The sequence below is a fragment of the Chryseobacterium sp. Tr-659 genome, from assembly GCF_011752975.1.
Taxonomy (GTDB): domain Bacteria; phylum Bacteroidota; class Bacteroidia; order Flavobacteriales; family Weeksellaceae; genus Chryseobacterium.
Genome location: NZ_VWWP01000005.1, coordinates 282,898 through 302,432, shown reverse-complemented (window position 1 = coordinate 302,432; position 19,535 = coordinate 282,898). Strand labels below are relative to the sequence as shown.

The 19,535-nt window shown below is 35.7% G+C and carries 17 protein-coding genes; 9 read left to right on the top strand and 8 right to left on the bottom strand.

The window, feature by feature from the left end:
- Positions 1 to 54: 54 nt before the first annotated feature.
- From trpD to F3J23_RS13490, 5 genes are all read right to left on the bottom strand, one after another.
- Positions 55 to 1,041: an anthranilate phosphoribosyltransferase gene (gene trpD, locus F3J23_RS13510; RefSeq protein WP_167029919.1), complete on the bottom strand. Its 987-nt coding sequence runs from the start codon at positions 1,039 to 1,041 to the stop codon at positions 55 to 57.
- A 44-nt stretch (positions 1,042 to 1,085) separates the two neighbouring features.
- Complete coding sequence (locus F3J23_RS13505) at positions 1,086 to 1,685, bottom strand: anthranilate synthase component II (protein WP_167029782.1); 600 nt, start codon at positions 1,683 to 1,685, stop codon at positions 1,086 to 1,088.
- Positions 1,686 to 1,747: 62 nt separating this feature from the next.
- On the bottom strand, positions 1,748 to 3,172 hold the full coding sequence (locus F3J23_RS13500; RefSeq protein WP_167029778.1) for an anthranilate synthase component I family protein: 1,425 nt from the start codon (positions 3,170 to 3,172) through the stop codon (positions 1,748 to 1,750).
- Positions 3,173 to 3,422: 250 nt separating this feature from the next.
- Complete coding sequence (locus F3J23_RS13495; protein ID WP_167029775.1) at positions 3,423 to 4,067, bottom strand: hypothetical protein; 645 nt, start codon at positions 4,065 to 4,067, stop codon at positions 3,423 to 3,425.
- Between the two features lie 118 nt (positions 4,068 to 4,185).
- On the bottom strand, positions 4,186 to 4,638 hold the full coding sequence (locus F3J23_RS13490; protein ID WP_167029772.1) for a cupin domain-containing protein: 453 nt from the start codon (positions 4,636 to 4,638) through the stop codon (positions 4,186 to 4,188).
- A 193-nt stretch (positions 4,639 to 4,831) separates the two neighbouring features.
- On the opposite strand from F3J23_RS13490, the gene F3J23_RS13485 reads away from it, so the two are divergent.
- From F3J23_RS13485 to lysS, 4 genes are all read left to right on the top strand, one after another.
- Positions 4,832 to 5,041: a hypothetical protein gene (locus tag F3J23_RS13485; RefSeq protein WP_167029769.1), complete on the top strand. Its 210-nt coding sequence runs from the start codon at positions 4,832 to 4,834 to the stop codon at positions 5,039 to 5,041.
- Positions 5,041 to 5,415 carry a c-type cytochrome gene (locus F3J23_RS13480; RefSeq protein ID WP_167029766.1) on the top strand — a complete coding sequence of 125 codons (375 nt, stop codon included), beginning with the start codon at positions 5,041 to 5,043 and terminating at the stop codon, positions 5,413 to 5,415. Before F3J23_RS13485 ends, F3J23_RS13480 begins: the two co-directional genes overlap by 1 nt.
- Positions 5,416 to 5,418: 3 nt before the next feature.
- The gene (gene rlmF / locus F3J23_RS13475) at positions 5,419 to 6,324 is read left to right on the top strand and encodes a 23S rRNA (adenine(1618)-N(6))-methyltransferase RlmF (RefSeq protein WP_167029763.1); all 906 of its coding nucleotides are present in this window, start codon (positions 5,419 to 5,421) and stop codon (positions 6,322 to 6,324) included.
- 245 nt (positions 6,325 to 6,569) lie between these two features.
- Complete coding sequence (lysS, locus tag F3J23_RS13470; protein WP_167029760.1) at positions 6,570 to 8,267, top strand: lysine--tRNA ligase; 1,698 nt, start codon at positions 6,570 to 6,572, stop codon at positions 8,265 to 8,267.
- 37 nt (positions 8,268 to 8,304) lie between these two features.
- Here the strand turns inward: lysS and F3J23_RS13465 are convergent, their stop codons facing one another.
- The 3 genes from F3J23_RS13465 to F3J23_RS13455 are packed head-to-tail and all read right to left on the bottom strand — an operon-like array spanning position 8,305 to position 11,167.
- Positions 8,305 to 8,820: a ClbS/DfsB family four-helix bundle protein gene (locus F3J23_RS13465; protein ID WP_167029757.1), complete on the bottom strand. Its 516-nt coding sequence runs from the start codon at positions 8,818 to 8,820 to the stop codon at positions 8,305 to 8,307.
- A gap of 2 nt (positions 8,821 to 8,822) precedes the next feature.
- Positions 8,823 to 9,827, bottom strand: coding sequence for a cytochrome d ubiquinol oxidase subunit II (locus tag F3J23_RS13460; RefSeq protein WP_167029754.1), 1,005 nt, complete (start codon positions 9,825 to 9,827; stop codon positions 8,823 to 8,825).
- Positions 9,824 to 11,167, bottom strand: coding sequence for a cytochrome ubiquinol oxidase subunit I (locus F3J23_RS13455; RefSeq protein ID WP_167029751.1), 1,344 nt, complete (start codon positions 11,165 to 11,167; stop codon positions 9,824 to 9,826). Before F3J23_RS13455 ends, F3J23_RS13460 begins: the two co-directional genes overlap by 4 nt.
- 174 nt (positions 11,168 to 11,341) lie before the next feature.
- Between F3J23_RS13455 and F3J23_RS13450 the strand changes: the two genes are divergently transcribed.
- The 5 genes from F3J23_RS13450 (at position 11,342) to F3J23_RS13430 (ending at position 19,506) form a co-directional block, all read left to right on the top strand.
- Entirely contained in the window at positions 11,342 to 12,685 is a 1,344-nt protein-coding gene (locus tag F3J23_RS13450) for a T9SS type A sorting domain-containing protein (protein WP_167029748.1), read from the top strand.
- A gap of 171 nt (positions 12,686 to 12,856) precedes the next feature.
- Entirely contained in the window at positions 12,857 to 14,791 is a 1,935-nt protein-coding gene (gene gyrB, locus F3J23_RS13445) for a DNA topoisomerase (ATP-hydrolyzing) subunit B (protein ID WP_167029745.1), read from the top strand.
- An 82-nt stretch (positions 14,792 to 14,873) separates the two neighbouring features.
- Entirely contained in the window at positions 14,874 to 15,296 is a 423-nt protein-coding gene (locus tag F3J23_RS13440) for a DUF5684 domain-containing protein (RefSeq protein WP_167029742.1), read from the top strand.
- Positions 15,297 to 15,679: 383 nt separating this feature from the next.
- The gene (locus tag F3J23_RS13435) at positions 15,680 to 17,569 is read left to right on the top strand and encodes a DUF3857 domain-containing protein (RefSeq protein WP_228455337.1); all 1,890 of its coding nucleotides are present in this window, start codon (positions 15,680 to 15,682) and stop codon (positions 17,567 to 17,569) included.
- Between the two features lie 2 nt (positions 17,570 to 17,571).
- Positions 17,572 to 19,506: a DUF3857 domain-containing protein gene (locus tag F3J23_RS13430; protein WP_167029736.1), complete on the top strand. Its 1,935-nt coding sequence runs from the start codon at positions 17,572 to 17,574 to the stop codon at positions 19,504 to 19,506.
- Positions 19,507 to 19,535 lie beyond the last annotated feature (29 nt).

Below are 19,535 nucleotides of genomic sequence, written 5' to 3'. Positions count from 1 at the left end.
TGTGTTTGAGATGAGAATCCTGGGTTGTGATTAAAAAACTTATATTTTCTTTATTTATTGAATCAAAAGCTCAAAACTGTTGAGTGCTTTTCCACTTTGTAAGCTTTCCTGAGCAAGAAGGAGACAATCATCATAACTACCGAATTTATGAGTATTGTAAAGTGCTACGGATGCATTGGCCAAAATCACTGAGTTTTGTTGTTCGGTGCCTTTTCCTTCAAGAATATTCATGAAAATTTTTGCTGTTTCCTGAATTGTATCTCCCGCTTTGATATCCTCCAACGTTACCGGATTAAAGCCCAGATCTTCCGCAGAATAAATTTCTTCTCCGTTTTTCGTAATAATTTTGGTGTCATGTGTTAAACTTATTTCGTCATAACCATCCAATCCATGAACAAGAATGAATTCTCTTTCTTCATTTTGTAATAGATATTGATAAATTCTTGCAATCTCAAGGTTGTAGACCCCGATCATGGAATGTTGAGGTTTTGCAGGGTTTACCAACGGACCTAAAAGGTTGAAGAAGGTTCTTAACCCTAAAGATTTTCTCAATAACCCTACAGATTGTAAAGCCGGGTGGAAGTATGGGGCATGTAAAAAGCAGATGTTTGCTTTTTCAAGTTCTTCATTCAATTGATCCGAATTATTTTTAAACTGATACCCCAGTTCTTCCATCACATTGGATGAGCCTGTAATGGTGGAAGCCCCATAATTTCCATGTTTTGTTACTTTCTGCCCGGCCCCGGCCACTACAAAGCTTGCCAATGTTGATATATTGATTGTGTTTTTTCCGTCACCTCCTGTTCCTACAATATCAATAGCGTTTTCAGCATTGATATGAACAGGTACCGCCATTTGTAACAAAGCTTCTCTGAAGCCTTCCACTTCTTTCAATGTTATATTTCTCATCAGAAAAACACTGATGAAAGCGGTTACCTCTGCGGCATTGAATTTATTCTGTGCAATCTCGATCATGGTTGCTTTTGCCTCTGATTTTGAGAGTGTATTATGATTGAACAGGTATTGTAGTATTTCTTTCATTTGTGGAGCTTTTATGGTTGATAAAGGGAGGTCTGTTGTTTTCATTATAAAAGAAAATTTTTAATGATTGTTTCTCCGTCCGGAGTCAGAATGCTTTCAGGGTGAAATTGTACCCCATGCACATCATAAGTCTTATGCTGTAAAGCCATGATCATTCCGTCATGATCTACGGCAGTCACTTCCAGTTCTTCCGGGAAATCCTGGGTATTGACTGCCCAGCTGTGGTATCTTCCAACTTCAAGCCCTGAATGTAAGCCATCGAATAGTTTTGTGTCTTCTTTTATAATATCCGTTGTAGTAGCTACACCATGGAAAATTTCCGACAGGTTGATAAGGCTTCCTCCAAATGCTTCGGCAATGGCCTGCTGCCCAAGACATACTCCCAGAATACTTTTGGTAGGAGCATATTCTCTGATCAGATCTAATAAAATGCCTGCTTCTTCAGGAATTCCGGGACCTGGAGAGAGAATGATTTTATCATACTTTCCGATTTCTTCCAATGTAATTTCATCATTTCTTACCACATCCACTCTTTGATTCAGAATCCTTTCGATAATCTGAACGAGATTATAAGTGAAGCTGTCGTAGTTGTCGAATACAAGAACTTTAAGCTGTGGCTGCTGAGTGTTTATATTGTTATTCATTACTTTTTTATGAGTTAGTTACTGATTGTTTTTGCTGTTAGTTGATGGGCTGGAACTCGTTTTTATTTTTCAACTATTTTTTCTGCTTTTTCCACTGCTTTTTTTAGCGCGTTCAGCTTATTATTGACCTCCTGCAGTTCATTTTCAGGAACTGATTTGGCAACCAGACCGGCTCCTGCCTGATAATATAATGTATTGTTTTTACTTAAGAATGTTCTGATCATAATCGCCTGGTTGCATGTACCATTGAGACCAATCATTCCAATACATCCTCCGTAATATCCCCGGGAATCTTTTTCATATTGATTGATCAGCTGTAAGGCTTTGTGTTTAGGGGCTCCGCTTAATGTCCCCTGTGGAAAGGTGGCGGAAACCATTTCGAGAGGATTGATGTCGTTAGCAACATCAGCAGTCACTTCGCTCACCATATGAATTACATGGGAGAAAAGCTGGATTTCTTTCAGTTTGGTAACGGTGACATTTTTACCCAGTTTTCCAAGATCGTTTCTGGCAAGATCTACCAGCATGGTGTGTTCCGCATTTTCTTTTGGATCGGCTTTTAAAACTTCAATAGCTTCTAGATCAGCTTCAAAATTTCCTGTTCGTTTAGAAGTTCCGGCAATGGGATGGATAATAGCTTTGTTGTTTTTTATAATAAGTTGGCTTTCGGGGCTTGATCCAAATAGCTTGTAATTCCCATAATCAAAGTAGAATAGGTAAGGGGAAGGGTTAATGTTTCTCAAAGCACGGTAAACATTGAATTCATCCCCTTTGAATTTCTGTTCAAATCTTCTGCTCAATACCAATTGGAAAACATCTCCTCTCATACAGTGTTTCTGAGCTGTTTTCACCAATTCGATATAATCTTCGTCAGTAATATTGGATGTCTCCAGATCTGTTTTTTCAAAAGGATAAACCGGAGTGTTCTGGTTTTTGATGAGGTTTTCTAAAAGGTGGAGTTCTGATTTTACGTCATCTATCTGATTTTCAATAATGTACATTTCATCATTGAAATGGTTGATAGCAATAACATACTGGTACAATCTGTATCGTAATACAGGAATCTCTACTTCCGGACTTTGTGCCTTTAAATTAATATTTTCAAAGAACTGTACGGCTTCAAAACTGGTATATCCGAAAAGACTTTGAGCTGTTTGTTCAATGAGATCATGGGTTGTTTCACACTTAAAGATATTTCGGAAATCTTCAAAAATATCAGTGATCTTACGTTCCATAATAAATTGTTTTACAGGAGCGGAAGTGGGAAGCTTTATTTCATATTCATTAAGGTTTTTTACTTCAATTCCGGCAATGGCATTCACCGCAATAAAGGAAAAGTTGTTATCAATGCTTTTTGAATCTGAGCTTTCCAGAAGGATGGTATCTCTGAATTTGTCTCTGATCTTAAGATAAATATTCATTGGGGTATGAAGGTCTCCCAGTGTCTTTTTCGAAACGGTTTTTATTTTGATTGTATCAGTAAACATCTTGTTGTTTTTTTTTAGGTTAAGGAATAAAAAAAGGCTTTAACGTTATCCGTCAAAGCCTATATATTGTTTATTTTATTATTTCTGCTGTGTAATTAACAACATGACAATACCTTCAGACCCGACGAAGAGTTTGAAAGCCACCACCAAATATTGTTGTTCATTTTTAACATGTAGCAAATGTAGAAAATTTTTTAATACAAAAAAGAAAAAATATCAGAAAATAAAAAAACTTAATATGACAACCTTATTATTTAAGTTGTTTAAGCTCTTTTTTCAATTCCTTGATTTTTGCTTCATAGGTTTCATCATCATATGTTTTTACATAATCTTCCAGTGCTGATATATATTCTTTAATAAACTCCTTGTTGGTTCTGTCTGCTTCGTATTTTATTTTTGCAGAATTAACGGGAGCTTGTTTAGAATATCTGAGTACAGCTTGTCCTTCATCAGACTGATTATAGAGAATAACAATATTTTTCTCATACCCCGGAATATATTTTACAGGAAAATAAACTTCCGTTTGTGGTATCCGAATTGCATTTTCAATAGGATAAATAGCGGCAGAAGTTGTAGAGAAGAAGGTTGAAACATATTTCCCATCTTGTTTCTTTACTATAGCCTCATAATCATGGATAGGCATATCGTTAAGAGTAGAATTGGTTTCTATGTCAGAAGTGATGAGAGCTATGCTTTCCGTACCATATTTATTGAGAAACCAGGCATTTAAAAACTGTCCCGCGAATCCGTTTAAAATTGCCAGTGGAATGATTGGAATAAGAAACCATACCTTCTTTGTCAGAAAAGAGAGCAGACCAAAGAATAAGATCAGCAATATCACAGTGTAAAAACCATGATGGCTGATGAAAAACAGAATTTTTGATAGTAAAACCATGATCTAAATTTACTACTATCTTTTTAATATAGAGTGAATTAAATAATATGATTTAAGTGTAAAGCTTGAAAAAGGAAGCTGAAAGTTTCCGTCTTCCAGTCTTAAGCTTTTTTTAATCCTATTGTACTGGTTCTGATAGCGGGATGTCAGGAGTTCCGCTGTAAAAAACAATCAGAGTAACGCCCTTATCTCCGGTTTTGCCTCTGTGGGCTATATTCACCATCTCAGGAAGAACCTGGCCTTTTGTTATCCATTGTGTTTTACCATTATCTTTCCTTTCTACCTGAATTTCACCCTTTTCTACATAAGCAGCATTGATCACTGGATGTTTGTGCCAATCCAATGCCTTATTGGGAGGGACGGCAATTTTAAGCACAGAAATTTCAGGTTGTGTAGTGGGATAGGCGGGATATTGGGTTCCATCCCATGATTTGGTAGTTTTCAATAGTGTTACCGATTCAATTTTGTCAGAATATTCCGACTTAGGTTCTCCCGATGAGCTCTCACAGGAAAAGACAAGAGTAGATAGCACAGCTAATAATGCTGTACGGAACAATTTTTTTTTAGACATAAATTTTTAATTAAATGTGTTATTTTCAGATCTTAATGATCCGATACACAAAAATAACGATGAATTTTAAATATCTATTATATTTGAACTAATTATTGTTAATTGTGGAGGGTGAAAAATATTTCTCAAAGGAAACATTTGTCATCAGTTTAAAAGTTTATTTTTTATATTTTTGCTTCCAAATTAGAAAACAATGAAAAAAGTATTAGCAATCGCATTTATCGGAGGTTTATTATTAGCAAGCTGCTCTAAAAAAGTAGATCACTCTTTACAGGACAGCAATACAATGCTTGAAGAGCCTGAAGCAACTACTGTGGCAGATTCTACTGCAAAACCAGCTGCTCCTGCCGCTGCAACTCCTGCTCCTGAAGCTGCTAAAACAGATTCTACAGCTAAGAAATAATGAAAAAAATATTTTTGGCAGGAACTTTAGGTCTTCTGATCATGTCCTGTTCTAAAAAAGAAAATACAGCAGAAGTAGCATCTTCTTCTGAAACTAGTGCTGTTTCAGAGCCTGCAAAATCTAATCTTTCCGGTGACCAGATCATTGGGACTTTAGACTGTTCAGGGTGCCATTCTGCTACAGAGAGAATGATAGGACCTTCTTATCAGGAGATAGCAAACAAATACTCTGAAAAGGATATAGAATTGCTGGCTTCCAAAATTATAGAAGGCGGAAGTGGAGTTTGGGGAGGTGTGCCTATGGCTGCCCATCCACAGGTATCTAAAGAAGATGCCAAAAAAATGGTGGAATATATTTTAAGTCAGAAGAAATAAAATATGTCCACTGAAAAATCCAGTCTGCACACAAGAAATCTGCATCGTAATCCCTATGATTTTGATCAGCTTATTTCTTGTGTGCCAGAACTGAAACACTATGTTTTTGTAAATGCTTATCAAACGCTAACCATTAACTTCAGCATTCCTAAAGCGGTTAAGCTGCTCAATAAGGCCCTACTCTTACATTTTTATAATATTAAAGACTGGGATATTCCCGATACCAATTTATGCCCCCCGATTCCCGGACGGGCAGATTATGTACACTATATTGCAGATTTATTAGCTGAAAAATCAGGGGAAATCCCAACCGGAACTTCTGTAAAAGGTCTGGACATTGGTGCAGGAGCCAATCTTGTTTATCCTTTAATAGGCCACAGGTCTTATGGCTGGAAAATGTTAGGAACAGATATCAATCAGGCTTCTCTGGAGAATGCACAACGTATTTTAGATCAGAATCCGGATCTGTCATCTGTCATTCAGTTAAAGCGTCAGCCTGATTCCAACCATATTTTCAAAAATATTATTGGTACTGAAGATCAATTTACATTCACCATGTGTAATCCTCCTTTCCATGATTCTGAAGAATCAGCTTTAAAAGGGAATATCAGGAAGACAAAAAATCTTAATAAATCAAAGAAAGAAAAACCGCTTCTTAACTTCGGTGGACAACAGTCTGAATTATGGTGTGAAGGCGGAGAACTTGCTTTCATCACAAAGATGATTCACGAAAGTGTATTGTTTTCTTCACAGATTCTTTGGTTTACCTGTCTGGTTTCAAAAAAAGATAATTTGCCTAAGCTTACCCATTTGTTAAAGAAGGTGAAAGCTGCGGAGGTTAAAACAATTGATATGGCTCAGGGACAGAAGGTGAGCAGAATATTGGCGTGGAGATTTTCTCATAAGTAATGATTACTATTAATAAAGGTGTTTAAACTTAACCACAAAGTCACAAAAGGTTTTTATTTTTCAAACACTTTAGCCCACTTTAGAAAGCTTAGAGAAATACCTCACATTTAATTTCACATACCTGTTAATTCTTATTCTTCTGTCAAAAATCAATATTCACAATTTCCATTTTAAAATTTCTGAAAAAACTCATTGACGGTCAGCGCAAAAATGCCTAAATTTGTACGCTTTTAGAAAAATAAGAAATGCAATTATCAGAACAAGAAATCATTAGAAGAGAAAAGCTGAATAAGCTGACTGAAATGGGGATTAATGCGTTCCCTGCGGATGAGTATACAATTACAGATACTACAGAATCTATAAAACAGGATTTTTCTGAAAGTAAACAGGTGAAGATCGCTGGTAGATTGATGTCACGCAGAATTCAAGGGAAGGCTTCTTTCGCAGAATTGCAGGATTCTAAAGGGAAAATTCAGGTGTATTTCAACAGAGACGAAATCTGTCCTGGTGAAGATAAAGAACTATATAATGAAGTGTACAAGCACCTTTTGGATATTGGTGATATTATCGGTATTGAAGGTGAATTGTTTACCACTCAGGTAGGAGAGAAAACTGTTTTAGTGAAAAACTTTACACTTCTTACCAAAGCACTTCGTCCACTTCCTCAGGCTAAAACTGATGAAAACGGAGTAGTACATGACGGATTCACGGATCCTGAACTAAGATACAGACAACGTTATGTAGACTTAACGGTAAATCCGCAGGTTAAAGAAATTTTCGTGAAAAGAACAAAATTGTTCAACGCGATGAGAACGTTCTTCAACGATGCAGGATATTTTGAAGTGGAAACACCTATTCTGCAGTCAATCCCTGGTGGAGCTGCTGCAAAACCGTTTATCACGCACCATAATGCATTGGATATTCCGTTATATTTAAGAATTGCCAACGAATTATATCTGAAAAGATTGATCGTAGGTGGTTTTGACGGAGTATATGAGTTCTCTAAAAACTTCAGAAATGAAGGGATGGACAGAACCCACAACCCTGAGTTTACCGCTATGGAAATCTATGTAGCTTACAAAGATTATAACTGGATGATGGATTTCACTGAGAAATTATTGGAATTCTGTGCTATCCAGGTAAACGGAACTACAACGGCTACATTCGGAGAGCATAATGTTGATTTCAAAGCTCCTTATCCAAGAGTTTCTATGACGGAAGCAATCCTGAAATTCACAGGTTTTGATATTACCGGAAAAACTGAACAGGAATTATATGATTTCGCGAAGTCTATCGGTATTGAAGTGAACGAAACAATGGGGAAAGGAAAATTAATTGATGAGATTTTCGGTGAAAAATGTGAAGGAAACTTTATTCAGCCGACATTCATTACTGATTACCCGATCGAAATGTCTCCACTGACTAAGAAACACAGAAGCAAAGAAGGTTTAACAGAGCGTTTTGAGTTAATGGTTTGCGGTAAAGAAATCGCAAATGCTTATTCAGAGCTTAATGATCCTATTGATCAGAGAGAACGTTTTGAAGCACAGATGGCTTTATCTGAAAGAGGAGATGATGAAGCAATGTTTATCGATCAGGACTTCTTGAGAGCACTTGAATATGGAATGCCGCCAACTTCTGGATTAGGAATCGGTATGGACAGGTTGATCATGTTCTTAACGAACAATGCATCGATCCAGGAAGTATTATTCTTCCCGCAGATGAGACCTGAAAAAGCTGCTCCTCAAATTGAATTGGGAGAAGACGAAAAAGTAATCCTTGAAATCCTTAATTCTCAGGAAGAAGCAATGTCTTTAGCGGAAGTAAAAGAAAGAAGCCAGTTATCCGGTAAAAAATGGGATAAAGCTTCTAAAACTTTGACAAAAAATAATATTGTGAAAGTAGAGAAGATTGATGAAAATCTTTTGATGAAATTGGCTTAATATTTTATCAGAAAATATAAATATAAAAGGTACAGAGCTATTCTGTACCTTTTTCTTTTTTCCATTTCCGAAGCTGTATTCTAAAGTTTGTAAACGGAGCCACTGTATTAATGTGAATCCATTTCCAAACCGGCCATTGAGCAGGAGTTGTTGCCCATTTTCTTTGGCCAGGAATAAATAAGGTTTCATGGTCAGTATTTTCAATCCATGCTGTGATTTCATTCACTTGACTTCTTAGTGCCTCTCTTTGCTGAGTCAGGCTATAGGAACCATACCGATTATAAAATGATTGATATAATCCTTTCAGATTATTCCATTTATATTCTGGTGTAGGTGTTTTCACTTCAATTCCCTTCTTTTCATCAGTTTCCCATTGAAGGAGCAAGTTTGTCCATCCGATCTGATATGAAATATTTTGTGATGGAGTTTTATCAATTCCCGGTTTTAAAAGATCTTTCTGATCGTCAGGGATCTCATCAAATTCCAGATCATAAAGCTCATACCTTTTTTTAATTTCTTGTATAAGCTCTGCTTTATCTTTATAATTCTGCATATCTACTTTCTCAGTTTACTGAATGAAGCCATCAGATAGAATAAAAACGGAAGAATAAATAATGAACCTAGCATCAGTGCCCATCCTAGTGCTGCAATTGTCTTTGGAGGAGCCATATGTTCCAATAAAGAAAGGTGCTGCCCGTTTCCTAATAAAATAATATCCGGATTATGCTGATACGTGGCTGCCACAAGAATCATAACCATCTGGAATCCGGCTAGAGCACGTACAGGAAGAAGTTTCTGGCGGTTCATCGCTCTTAAAATAAGTAATAGCGCTATCGTTGCAAAAGCAATTGCCATAATACCCAGAGGCTTTGAAAATACCCACATCAAAAGAGGAATATCTGAAAGATATGCGGTAACAAAAACCAATATCCCGGTAATCACTACAAAGATCATAGTCTGTTTGGATTTTCGTATCATCAATAAAAGATCTGCTTTATCTCTGGTTTCTCTCAAAGAAAAAATAGAAGCCAGATAAGCGCAAAGTGCCACTGTAAATAGACCTACAGAAACTCCGAACCAGTTCAGCCAGCTGAAAATATAGAGATCCAGAAACCCAACTGCATCAGGATTAATAGAATGCGAAACCGTTGCAGCAGCAATCAATCCTAAAAAGAAAGGGGTTAAAAGACTTGCGTAATAGAAGATCTGAGTATACAAAACCTGCCAGTTATCCTTCACTGCATCATAATGTCTGAAGGTAAATGCCGTTCCTCTTGCAATAATTCCCAACAGCATTAATACCAGCGGTATGTGGAGATAGGTAGACATCTTGGTATAAATCTCAGGAAATCCTACAAAAAGAATAACGATGGCAATAATGAGCCACATGTGATTCGCTTCCCACACAGGAGCAATAGATTCATACATAATTTCTTTAGTCTTATGACGGGCTCTTTTATGCGTGAAAAGCTCTACAATCCCAGCTCCGAAATCAGCACCTCCCAGAATAATATACAGGCAGATGGAAAGCCATAGAAAACCTATAACAACGTAAATCATGATCTTTTGTTTTTATCGTTAAACTGAGCATCGGTTGGATCGTAAAGTTTCGGTACCATCTGAATCTGTCTTCTTAAAAGGAAAACAAGAATTAATGATAATGATACGAAAATGGCCGTGAAAAAGTAGAATGAATATTGTATGCCCGGCATTGGAGTAACGGCGTCTACAGTCTTCATAATTCCGTAGATAATCCATGGCTGTCTGCCAACTTCAGTTACCGTCCATCCCGCTTCCAGAGCAATATATCCGAATGGTGTTGCTATTAAGAATGTTTTTAACAGCCAGTGCTTAGTGAGCCATTCTTTTCTAAAGAAGAAAGCATATAAATAAATGACCCCAATAATAATCATTACCACTCCGAAAAAGATCATAATCTGAAAAGCATAATGAACAACCGCAATAGGAGGCCATTCATCTCTTGGGAAATCTTTAAGACCTTTTACTTCAGAATTGAAATCATTACTCACCAGGAAACTTAAAACCTTTGGAATCTTTACGGCATATTTCACTTCTTCTTTTTCTTCATCAGGAATTCCGCCGATAACAAATGAGGCGCCTTTCTCCGTTTCGAAGTGAGCTTCCATTGCTGCCAGTTTAATCGGCTGCCTTTCTGCTACAGATTTAGCGGCAATATCACCACTTAAAGGAGCCCCGAATGCACCGATAAGAGCAAAACCTACTGCAATTCTAAAAGCTTTGGTATGAAACTCAACATTTCTTTTTCGCATAATCATAAAAGCGTGAACCCCGGCCACAGCAAAACCTGTTGCACAAAATGCGGCCACCGTCATATGAAGTGCCTGTGGAAACCAAGCATCATTGAACATTGCCTTAATAGGATCTATATTAAGGTATTGTCCATTAATATAATCAAAGCCGGTAGGAGAGTTCATCCATGCATTGGCGGCCACTACCAGAATTCCTGAAGCCAGCCCGCTTACTCCAACAAGGAAGCCGCAGAACCAGTGAAACCATTTATTGAATCTTTCCCATCCATATAAAAAGAACCCGATAGCAATAGCTTCAATAAAAAAAGCAGTTCCTTCCAGAGAAAACGGCATTCCGAAAATAGGTCCGGCATGTTTCATAAAACCAGGCCACAATAGTCCCAGTTCAAAGGACAGCATTGTACCTGAAACAGCACCGGTGGCAAATAAGATGGCTACACCTTTACTCCAGGCTTTTGTCAATCCTTTATATACTTCATTATTGGTTTTCAGATATTTCCAATGGGCAAAAGCCATTAGAAAAGGCATCACCATACCCACACATGAGAATATGATATGAAAGCCCAGGGAGAGCGCCATCTGGGCGCGGGCAGCAATAAAATCATCCATAATATCAACTTTTCAGTAAATAAATTTACGCATAAATTATTGATGTTGAATATGATTTACAACAGTTAAGGTTCAGAAAATAGACAATAACTTTATGCTCTTTTAGGTAGGGTACTATTTAAGTTTTGTAATGTAAAAAAGAAAATAGCTATTTTTGGATAAACTTTAATAATTATGAAAATTAGATTTTTCTTTTGGCTACTTTTATTGCCTGTAATGAGCTATTGTCAGTATTATGTTGGGCGTGAGCAGGCTTATCCTATCTCAGAATTTTATTCTTCTTTAAATTTTAAAGGAGCAATAGGAGCCGATGGAAGTACATATATGTATTATGGATCTTCGAATTTGAAAAAAGTTACAATTATGGGTACACCTTATCCTGGTTTTGGAACTAATGGAGTGATAGATAACGTAATTCCAATAACAAATAATTCAAACTCTATATCAGTTAATGATCAGAATATATACCTGTCTTCAAATGATAAAATTGCAAAATATGATTTGGGAGGATTACCAGATTTATCATTTGGTGTAAATGGTGTGGTGACATTTCCGCAAAATGTATATAGTATATCCGTTAATCCTGATTCTTCATTGTTTTTTCGAACCAATGGACAAATAAGAAAGCTTCTTTCTAATGGACAGATAGACAACTCATTTGTAATTAATACAGGGCAACAATTTATTGTAAGTGATAATAATATTTATGTGTTTAATTATTATCCTAATAATAATCCTTCTGGACCTTCTTACGGCTATATGATTACAAAATATGATTTTAATGGAATGCAAGATACTCAATATGGAAATGTAGGGAGTTTGGATGTGTCTAATTTTACATTTGCCTTAGACCATGTAAATGGTAACCTTTATTTACAGCCCTCTACAGGTATTATTAAAAAATACACATCTGCTGGAGTATTAGATAATGCTTTCGGAATTGGAGGAACTATTCAAGGGGATTTTCCACCTGGAGGATCAAAAGTAATTACAGATTCTAATAATAATATTCTATTTTTTGGAGGTGGTCAAGCATATGGGTATAATGCTACTGTAATTTTTAGGTTAAAAAGTAATGGTGAACCAGATAATACTTTTAATAATGGAAGCTATAAATACACTTCTGCAGATGCTGTTATCAGGGTTGTCCGTTTAATAGATGATAATACATTTGTCTGTCTAGACAGTAGAAGATATAGTTTAAACAGTACTACAGATCGAGTGAATAAATATATAAGAACTCTAAATCCTTCTGAACTTGCATTAAATGTTAAGAATGTCGATAATATGAGTGTAGATAATATTCAGCTATATCCTAATCCTACATCAGATTTTATTAATATTCAAGTTAGTAAGAATGAAAAGATCAATAAAGTAAATATTTTTACAGTAGCAGGTGATTTTATCTTCTCGTCTAATAAATCTAAGATAGATATTGAGCATTTAACAACTGGAAGTTATATTATAGAGGTTATTACAAATAATACGACATATAAGAGCAGGTTTATTAAGAAATAATAGCATTTTCAATTATAATAATTAATAACTTCCTCTAAAAAATATTAGTAGGCTTGGGCTTGTTTTTTGTTCTGCTAATAATGTTTTTTTGACATTTTTTAACTTTCATACCTCAAAAAAAATCACGATATTTGTAAGTCTTTGCATAGAGCAAGATTTTTAATATTTAATATGAGTCAAAAACAATATACAGCTAGTAGTATTCAGGCATTGGAAGGAATGGAGCACGTTCGTATGCGTCCTTCAATGTACATTGGTGATGTAGGAGTAAGAGGTCTTCATCATTTGGTTTATGAAGTAGTAGATAACTCTATTGATGAAGCGTTGGCAGGATTCTGCGACACGATCTTTGTTGCCATTAAAGAAGGAAACGGAATTGAAGTAAGCGACAATGGTAGAGGGATTCCGGTTGATTTCCACGAAAAAGAACAGAAGTCAGCCCTTGAGGTTGTAATGACGAAAATCGGGGCCGGAGGTAAATTCGATAAAGATTCTTATAAGGTTTCCGGAGGTCTTCACGGAGTAGGAGTTTCGTGTGTGAATGCACTTTCCAACGAAATGGTTACCACTGTTTACAGAGACGGAAACATCTACCAGCAGGTATATTCCAGAGGTAAGGCACAAACCGGAGTAGAAGAAATCGGACACAGTGAAAGAAGAGGAACAAAACAGTTCTTTCAGCCGGATGATAGTATATTTACAGAATTAGTTTACAATTACGATACATTAGCAAGCCGTTTAAGAGAACTTTCTTATTTAAATAAAGGTATTACCATTACCCTTACTGATGAAAGAGAAAAATTAGAAGACGGTTCATTCCGTTCAGAAGTTTTTCATTCTGAAGGAGGTTTAAAAGAATTTGTTGCTTACATTGATGGAAACCGTGAATCCATTATGGAACATGTAATCTTCATGGAAGGCGAAAGAGATGATATTCCTGTTGAAGTAGCGATGCGTTATAATACATCATTTAACGAAAATCTTCACTCTTACGTTAATAATATCAATACGCACGAAGGAGGAACTCACCTTGCAGGTTTCAGAAGAGCTTTAACAAGAACTTTAAAGAAATATGCAGATGAATTAGGACTTCCGGCAAAAGAGAAAGTAGAAATTACAGGAGATGACTTCCGTGAGGGATTAACAGCTGTAGTTTCTGTAAAAGTAATGGAACCACAATTTGAAGGACAAACCAAAACAAAATTAGGTAACTCCGAAGTTTCTGGTGCTGTTGACAAGATTGTAGGAGAAATGCTTACTAACTTCCTGGAAGAGAATCCTAATGAAGCTAAAATCATTGTTCAGAAAGTTGTTTTAGCAGCTAAAGCAAGACAAGCAGCTAAAAAGGCACGTGAAATGGTTCAGAGAAAATCTCCTATGGGAGGTTCCGGACTTCCGGGAAAACTATCTGACTGTTCATCAAAAGATCCGGCAGAATCTGAGATCTTCCTTGTAGAGGGAGATTCCGCAGGTGGTACTGCTAAGCAGGGACGTGACAGACACTTCCAGGCTATCCTTCCGTTGAGAGGTAAGATTTTGAACGTAGAGAAATCTATGCTTCATAAAGTATATGATAACGAAGAGATCAGAAATATCTATACTGCTCTTGGAGTTTCCGTAGGAACAGAAGAAGACAGCAAAGCTTTGAATATGGCTAAGCTGAGATATCATAAAATTGTAATCATGACCGATGCCGATATCGATGGTTCTCACATTTCTACGCTGATTCTTACTTTCTTCTTCAGATATATGAAGGAACTGATTGAGAACGGATATATCTATATCGCTCAGCCACCTTTATATCTTTTAAAGAAAGGAAACAAGAAGATCTACGCTTATAACGAGAAAGAGCGTGAAGAGTTCACTCTGGAAATGTCTCCGGACGGGAAAGGAGTAGAAGTACAGCGTTACAAAGGTCTTGGGGAAATGAACCCGGAACAGCTTTGGGAAACAACCCTAAACCCTGAACACAGAATCCTGAAACAGGTAACCATTGATAATGCAGTGGAAGCAGACAGTATTTTCTCCATGTTAATGGGGGATGAGGTTCCGCCAAGAAGAGAGTTTATCGAAAAGAATGCAAAATATGCAAAAATTGATGCATAAACCTTTTTAAAAATATAATAAAAAAGCTTCTAATTATTTAGAAGCTTTTTTTATATTTGGTGAAACCAAAAAAAATAATAATATGTTAACTCTTTTACAAACAGCTCCTTATGAAGGGGCAGATTCGGTTTCCGGTGCAGCTGCTGCAGGATTAGGGATCGGCACAATGTTTATAGGCTTAGTATTCTATTTATTCTATGGATACTGCATGTATAAAATCTTCCAGAAAGCGGGAAGACAAGATGCCTGGGCAGCTTTTATCCCCATTTATAATACGATAGTTCTGTTGGAGATAGTAAAGAAACCAATTTGGTGGTTTATTCTATTCCTGATTCCTTTGGTAAATATCTTCGCTTGCTGGGTTGTTTACGACAGGCTGGCCAAAGGCTTTGATAAAGAAACTCCTCTTTACACGATACTGATATTCTTCCTTGGATTTATTTTTATTCCTGTACTAGGGCTGGGAAGCGATACCTATGATAGTAAAAGAATTCCGAATGATTAGAAAATGAAAAAATTAAAGGCTCCTTTTTAGGAGCTTTTTTTATGATCTTTTTTACTCTTGTAGAATTTATTGTACCATTCTTTATTATTAATTCTACAAATATTGAATTATAGTAAAGCTAAATTTATAGTAATTTTGAAATGCAGACAATATGAAGTTCTTCTCACTTCATGTAAGGAATATATATTTTACCTCAGTTTTGAGGTATAAATATATTCTGCGGATTTTCTCAATAAAATTGGTAATGTGTTCATAGCCTTATAGGTACATTCAGGATAGTACTTTTTTAAGTATTAATAAAGGTTCCATTTTGTGGAGCCTTTTTAATATTTTTTTAAAGATTGTTAAGATTTTCTTATTTTTGCCTGCGTTAATAACTAATGATGAAAATATTCTTTCTTGGGGTCTTATCTGTAACCTCTTTGTATTTTGCACAAACGTATCCTGTTTCTGCAATTCCTGAAAATTTAAAGAAAAATGCCAATATTGTTATTCGAAAGGATTTTACAACTGCTCAGATTAACAAAATAGATGAAATAAAATATCAGCACAATACAGTAACCACGGTTTTAAACAAAGATGGAAATGAAAAAGCTGCAGCTTATATTTCTTATAATAAAGCGAAAAGTATTTCTAATATAAAGGTCACAATCTACGACGAGTCTGGAAAAAAGATCAAAAGCTTTTCAAAATCTGACTTTAAAGATTATGCCAACAATCCGCAGGGCGTATTCTATTCTGATAACAGAATTCTTATATTTTCTTATACGCCGGTTCAGTATCCTTATACTATTGATTTATCTTATGAGACTGAAGATAAAAATACCATTTTTATCCCGGATTTTATGCCATTTGCCTTGGTTAAAACTTCTTTAGAAGAAGCACAGTTTAAAATCCTCAACACGTCAGGGATTGAACTTAAATCTAAAATTTATCCATCAAAATACAATTATGCATCAGTTATAGAGAGTGGCAGTGGAAATGAAAAGACGTATTCATATAAAAATGTTCCGGCAATTGATGATGCTGTTCTAATTCCGGATCCTGTTAAGATATTGCCGTTTGTTAATTTTACACTTACAAAATTTAATCTCGCAGGTAAACAGGGTACTTTCAATAGCTGGGCAGATTTCGGAACCTGGTATTATAAAGATATTTTAGAGCCTGTTTCTCTGTCTACTTCTGATATTAAAGCAGAAGTGGCTTCATTGCAGTTACAGGGTTCAACAGAAGAAAAAGTAAAGAAGATCTATCAATATATGCAGGCTAAAACCAGATATATAGCCGTATCGTTAGGGATAGGAGGATGGATGCCTATGCAGCCTGATGAAGTACACAAAAAAGGATATGGTGACTGTAAAGGGCTTACAAATTATATGAAAACCCTGTTGAATGAAGCAGGAATTCCATCTACTTATTGTGTGGTTAATTCCAATGGATCACCGGTTTCTTTTGATGCTGACTTTCCTTCAATGGGAGGTAATCACGTCATTTTGATGGTTCCTACTGAAAAAGGGAATATCTGGTTGGAAAATACTTCACAGCAGATCGCCTTTAATCATTTAAGCTATAATACAACAGATAGAAACGTACTTGCTGTAACTTCAAAAGGTATTGAATTGATGAATACACCGGTATATAAGGCTGAGCAAAATAAAGAAAAACAATTGCTGAAGATCAATCTTAATGAAGACAACAGTATTACAGGAACAGGAAACTTCTCCTATACCGGAAGCCAGTACGATTATAATCTGGGATTTGTCAATCTTAATTCCAAAGAAAAAAATGAGGCTTTGAAAAGCAGGTTTAATATTTTAAACTTTGAAAAGGTTGAAATGAAAAATTTTGTCAATGACAGAGATAATGCTGTTATTACTTATGATATAGATTTTAAGACGAATAATTTTTCTAAACAGGCAGGAAGTAGTCTCTTATTCAGAGCTGTTCCGATTTTCTCTGATAATATCTATAAAACAGACGAAAGCCGCGAACTTCCTTTCGAAATCAGACAATCTTTTGAAGATGATTATGAAATCGTTTTTACCCTTCCTAAAGGGTATAAGATAGATGAAACCCCCTACGATAGCAATATCAATTCTGAATTCGGGGCTTATAAATTGAGCTTTGTGAAAGAGAAAGATCAGGTAAAAGTCATACGAAAAATACAACTGAATAAAGGGATCTACCCCAAAGAGAAATACAACGATTACATAGGATTCAGAAAAAAAATCATGAATATGGACAATTCAAAAATCTTAATAACTAAAATATAATGATGAAAAAAATAATAGTACTGATCATTTGTTCCGCCAATACAATACTGATCAATGCGCAGAAAAAATATGAGTTTCTGAATCCTCCCAAATTTAATGAGGCAGATCTTTCCAAAACGAAATCATTATTAGATGAAAATGCACCTGCTGAAATATTGTATAAATCAGCCTATTTTATGGTGGACGTATCCACAGGGAACCTGCACAAAAAATATTTTTACAGAGTAAAAATTTATGATAAAGATAAAGCAGAAGATTGGTTGAATCTTGAAATTCCCATTTACAATGTTGGTTCCAACAGAGAAACATTAAGTAAGTTCAAAGCGTTTACCTATAATCTGGAGAACGGAAATGTAGTCCCTGTAAAAGTAGAAAAGAGCTCACAGTATAAAAGTAAAGAGAGTAAATCTGTTATGCTGACTAAATTTGCTTTTCCGAATGTGAAAAACGGGTCTGTATTAGAATATCAGTATGAAGTGGTATCACCTTTTCTGTTTATCATCCCGGAGGTGCTGATAGAATCTGATACCCCATCCCTGAATACGGAATATGTGTTGGATGCTCCGCTTAATATCGCATATAATGTTAATTATACCGGAGAGATGCTCCCTAAACACAGAGAAATAGAAGAAAGAAATTTATATGGTTCTCAGTATAAAACCTTCAGGTTTGCTTATGAGAATATAAAAGGATTTAAAACGGAAAAATGGGTAAGAAACGATAGAAATTTCCGTACAAAAATTAGTGCTGAGCTGAATTCAACGAATTTCAGAGAACTTAAATTGTATTCTTCTTCCTGGTCTCAAATTGGTAAAAGGCTTTATGAAAATGAAGACTTTGGACAAGAATTGAAAAAGACAAAGCTTGCTAAAGAAAATATGCCGGCCGGAGTTTTAGAGATGAAAACCGATCTTGAAAAGGCCAATGCAATATTTTCCTATGTTCAGAAAACATTTACCTGGAATAAAGATAAAGGAATTTATACTGAAAACGGAATTAAAAACCTTTTGGAAACTAAAGTAGGAAATGCCGCAGAAATTAATCTTTTTCTAACGATGATGCTTCGTGAGGCTGGAATTAAAGCAGATCCGGTAATTATTTCCACCGTAGAAAACGGACTAATCAATTTATCATCACCCAATGTTTCCAATATGAATTTTGTACTGGTGGCCATCAATGTTAATGATAAACTTCATCTTTATGATGCAACCTCCAAACAGTCCTCTTTAGATGAACTTCCTCTTAAAAACTGGAATCAGTACGGAATTCTTGTAGGCAGGGATAAAGTTCTGCAGGTTCAGATGATTAATACAAAGCCTAGCAATACTTTTCTTACCGCGGAAGCAAAAATCAATGATGATGGTAGTATTTCCGGAACGTATTCAGATAAAGATACCGGAGCATATGCAATGTATGCGAAAGATAGTTATGATGACAATGCTGAAAAATACAAAAAACAGTATAAAGAGAACTATGCAATGGATTTTTCGGATATTAATTCTAAGGTAATGGAAAATGGAGCATTTGAAAGCACCATGAAGTTCACTTCAACAAACCTGATTGATAGAGTAGGAAAGAAAATGATCATCAATCCGATGTTATTTTTAAGCAGGAATTCTAACGAATTTGATCAGACGGAAGTAAGAAAATACCCCATTGATTTCGGAGCACCTATTACAAAAGTGAAAAAGATCACACTTGAAATTCCGGAAGGCTATGCCATTGAAGAAATGCCAAAATCCAAAAGAATTGTAACAGAAGATAAAGAAATTGAATATACGTATGCTGTTGAACAAAAGGGAAATAAACTGGAAGTGACAACCACAACAAAAATAGGAAGTGCCGATTACCCGAAAGAATATTATCCTGCATTCAAGCAAATCTGGGGGGTGGCATCAAAGTTTGAAAATCAGGTTATTAGTTTAGTGAAAAAATAATATCCGGAAGATTTTCAACGGAATACGTA

Bases quoted from the DNA above. Each gene is read 5' to 3' on its own strand.
- F3J23_RS13495 (WP_167029775.1), bottom strand. From the start codon at position 4,067: ATGGTTTTACTATCAAAAATTCTGTTTTTCATCAGCCATCATGGTTTT.
- trpD (WP_167029919.1), bottom strand. From the start codon at position 1,041: ATGAAAGAAATACTACAATACCTGTTCAATCATAATACACTCTCAAAA.
- F3J23_RS13440 (WP_167029742.1), top strand. From the start codon at position 14,874: ATGTTAACTCTTTTACAAACAGCTCCTTATGAAGGGGCAGATTCGGTT.
- F3J23_RS13465 (WP_167029757.1), bottom strand. From the start codon at position 8,820: ATGCAGAATTATAAAGATAAAGCAGAGCTTATACAAGAAATTAAAAAA.
- rlmF (WP_167029763.1), top strand. From the start codon at position 5,419: ATGTCCACTGAAAAATCCAGTCTGCACACAAGAAATCTGCATCGTAAT.
- F3J23_RS13480 (WP_167029766.1), top strand. From the start codon at position 5,041: ATGAAAAAAATATTTTTGGCAGGAACTTTAGGTCTTCTGATCATGTCC.
- F3J23_RS13485 (WP_167029769.1), top strand. From the start codon at position 4,832: ATGAAAAAAGTATTAGCAATCGCATTTATCGGAGGTTTATTATTAGCA.
- F3J23_RS13490 (WP_167029772.1), bottom strand. From the start codon at position 4,638: ATGTCTAAAAAAAAATTGTTCCGTACAGCATTATTAGCTGTGCTATCT.
- F3J23_RS13505 (WP_167029782.1), bottom strand. From the start codon at position 1,685: ATGAATAACAATATAAACACTCAGCAGCCACAGCTTAAAGTTCTTGTA.
- lysS (WP_167029760.1), top strand. From the start codon at position 6,570: ATGCAATTATCAGAACAAGAAATCATTAGAAGAGAAAAGCTGAATAAG.
- F3J23_RS13430 (WP_167029736.1), top strand. From the start codon at position 17,572: ATGAAAAAAATAATAGTACTGATCATTTGTTCCGCCAATACAATACTG.
- F3J23_RS13500 (WP_167029778.1), bottom strand. From the start codon at position 3,172: ATGTTTACTGATACAATCAAAATAAAAACCGTTTCGAAAAAGACACTG.
- F3J23_RS13450 (WP_167029748.1), top strand. From the start codon at position 11,342: ATGAAAATTAGATTTTTCTTTTGGCTACTTTTATTGCCTGTAATGAGC.
- gyrB (WP_167029745.1), top strand. From the start codon at position 12,857: ATGAGTCAAAAACAATATACAGCTAGTAGTATTCAGGCATTGGAAGGA.
- F3J23_RS13460 (WP_167029754.1), bottom strand. From the start codon at position 9,827: ATGATTTACGTTGTTATAGGTTTTCTATGGCTTTCCATCTGCCTGTAT.
- F3J23_RS13435 (WP_228455337.1), top strand. From the start codon at position 15,680: ATGAAAATATTCTTTCTTGGGGTCTTATCTGTAACCTCTTTGTATTTT.
- F3J23_RS13455 (WP_167029751.1), bottom strand. From the start codon at position 11,167: ATGGATGATTTTATTGCTGCCCGCGCCCAGATGGCGCTCTCCCTGGGC.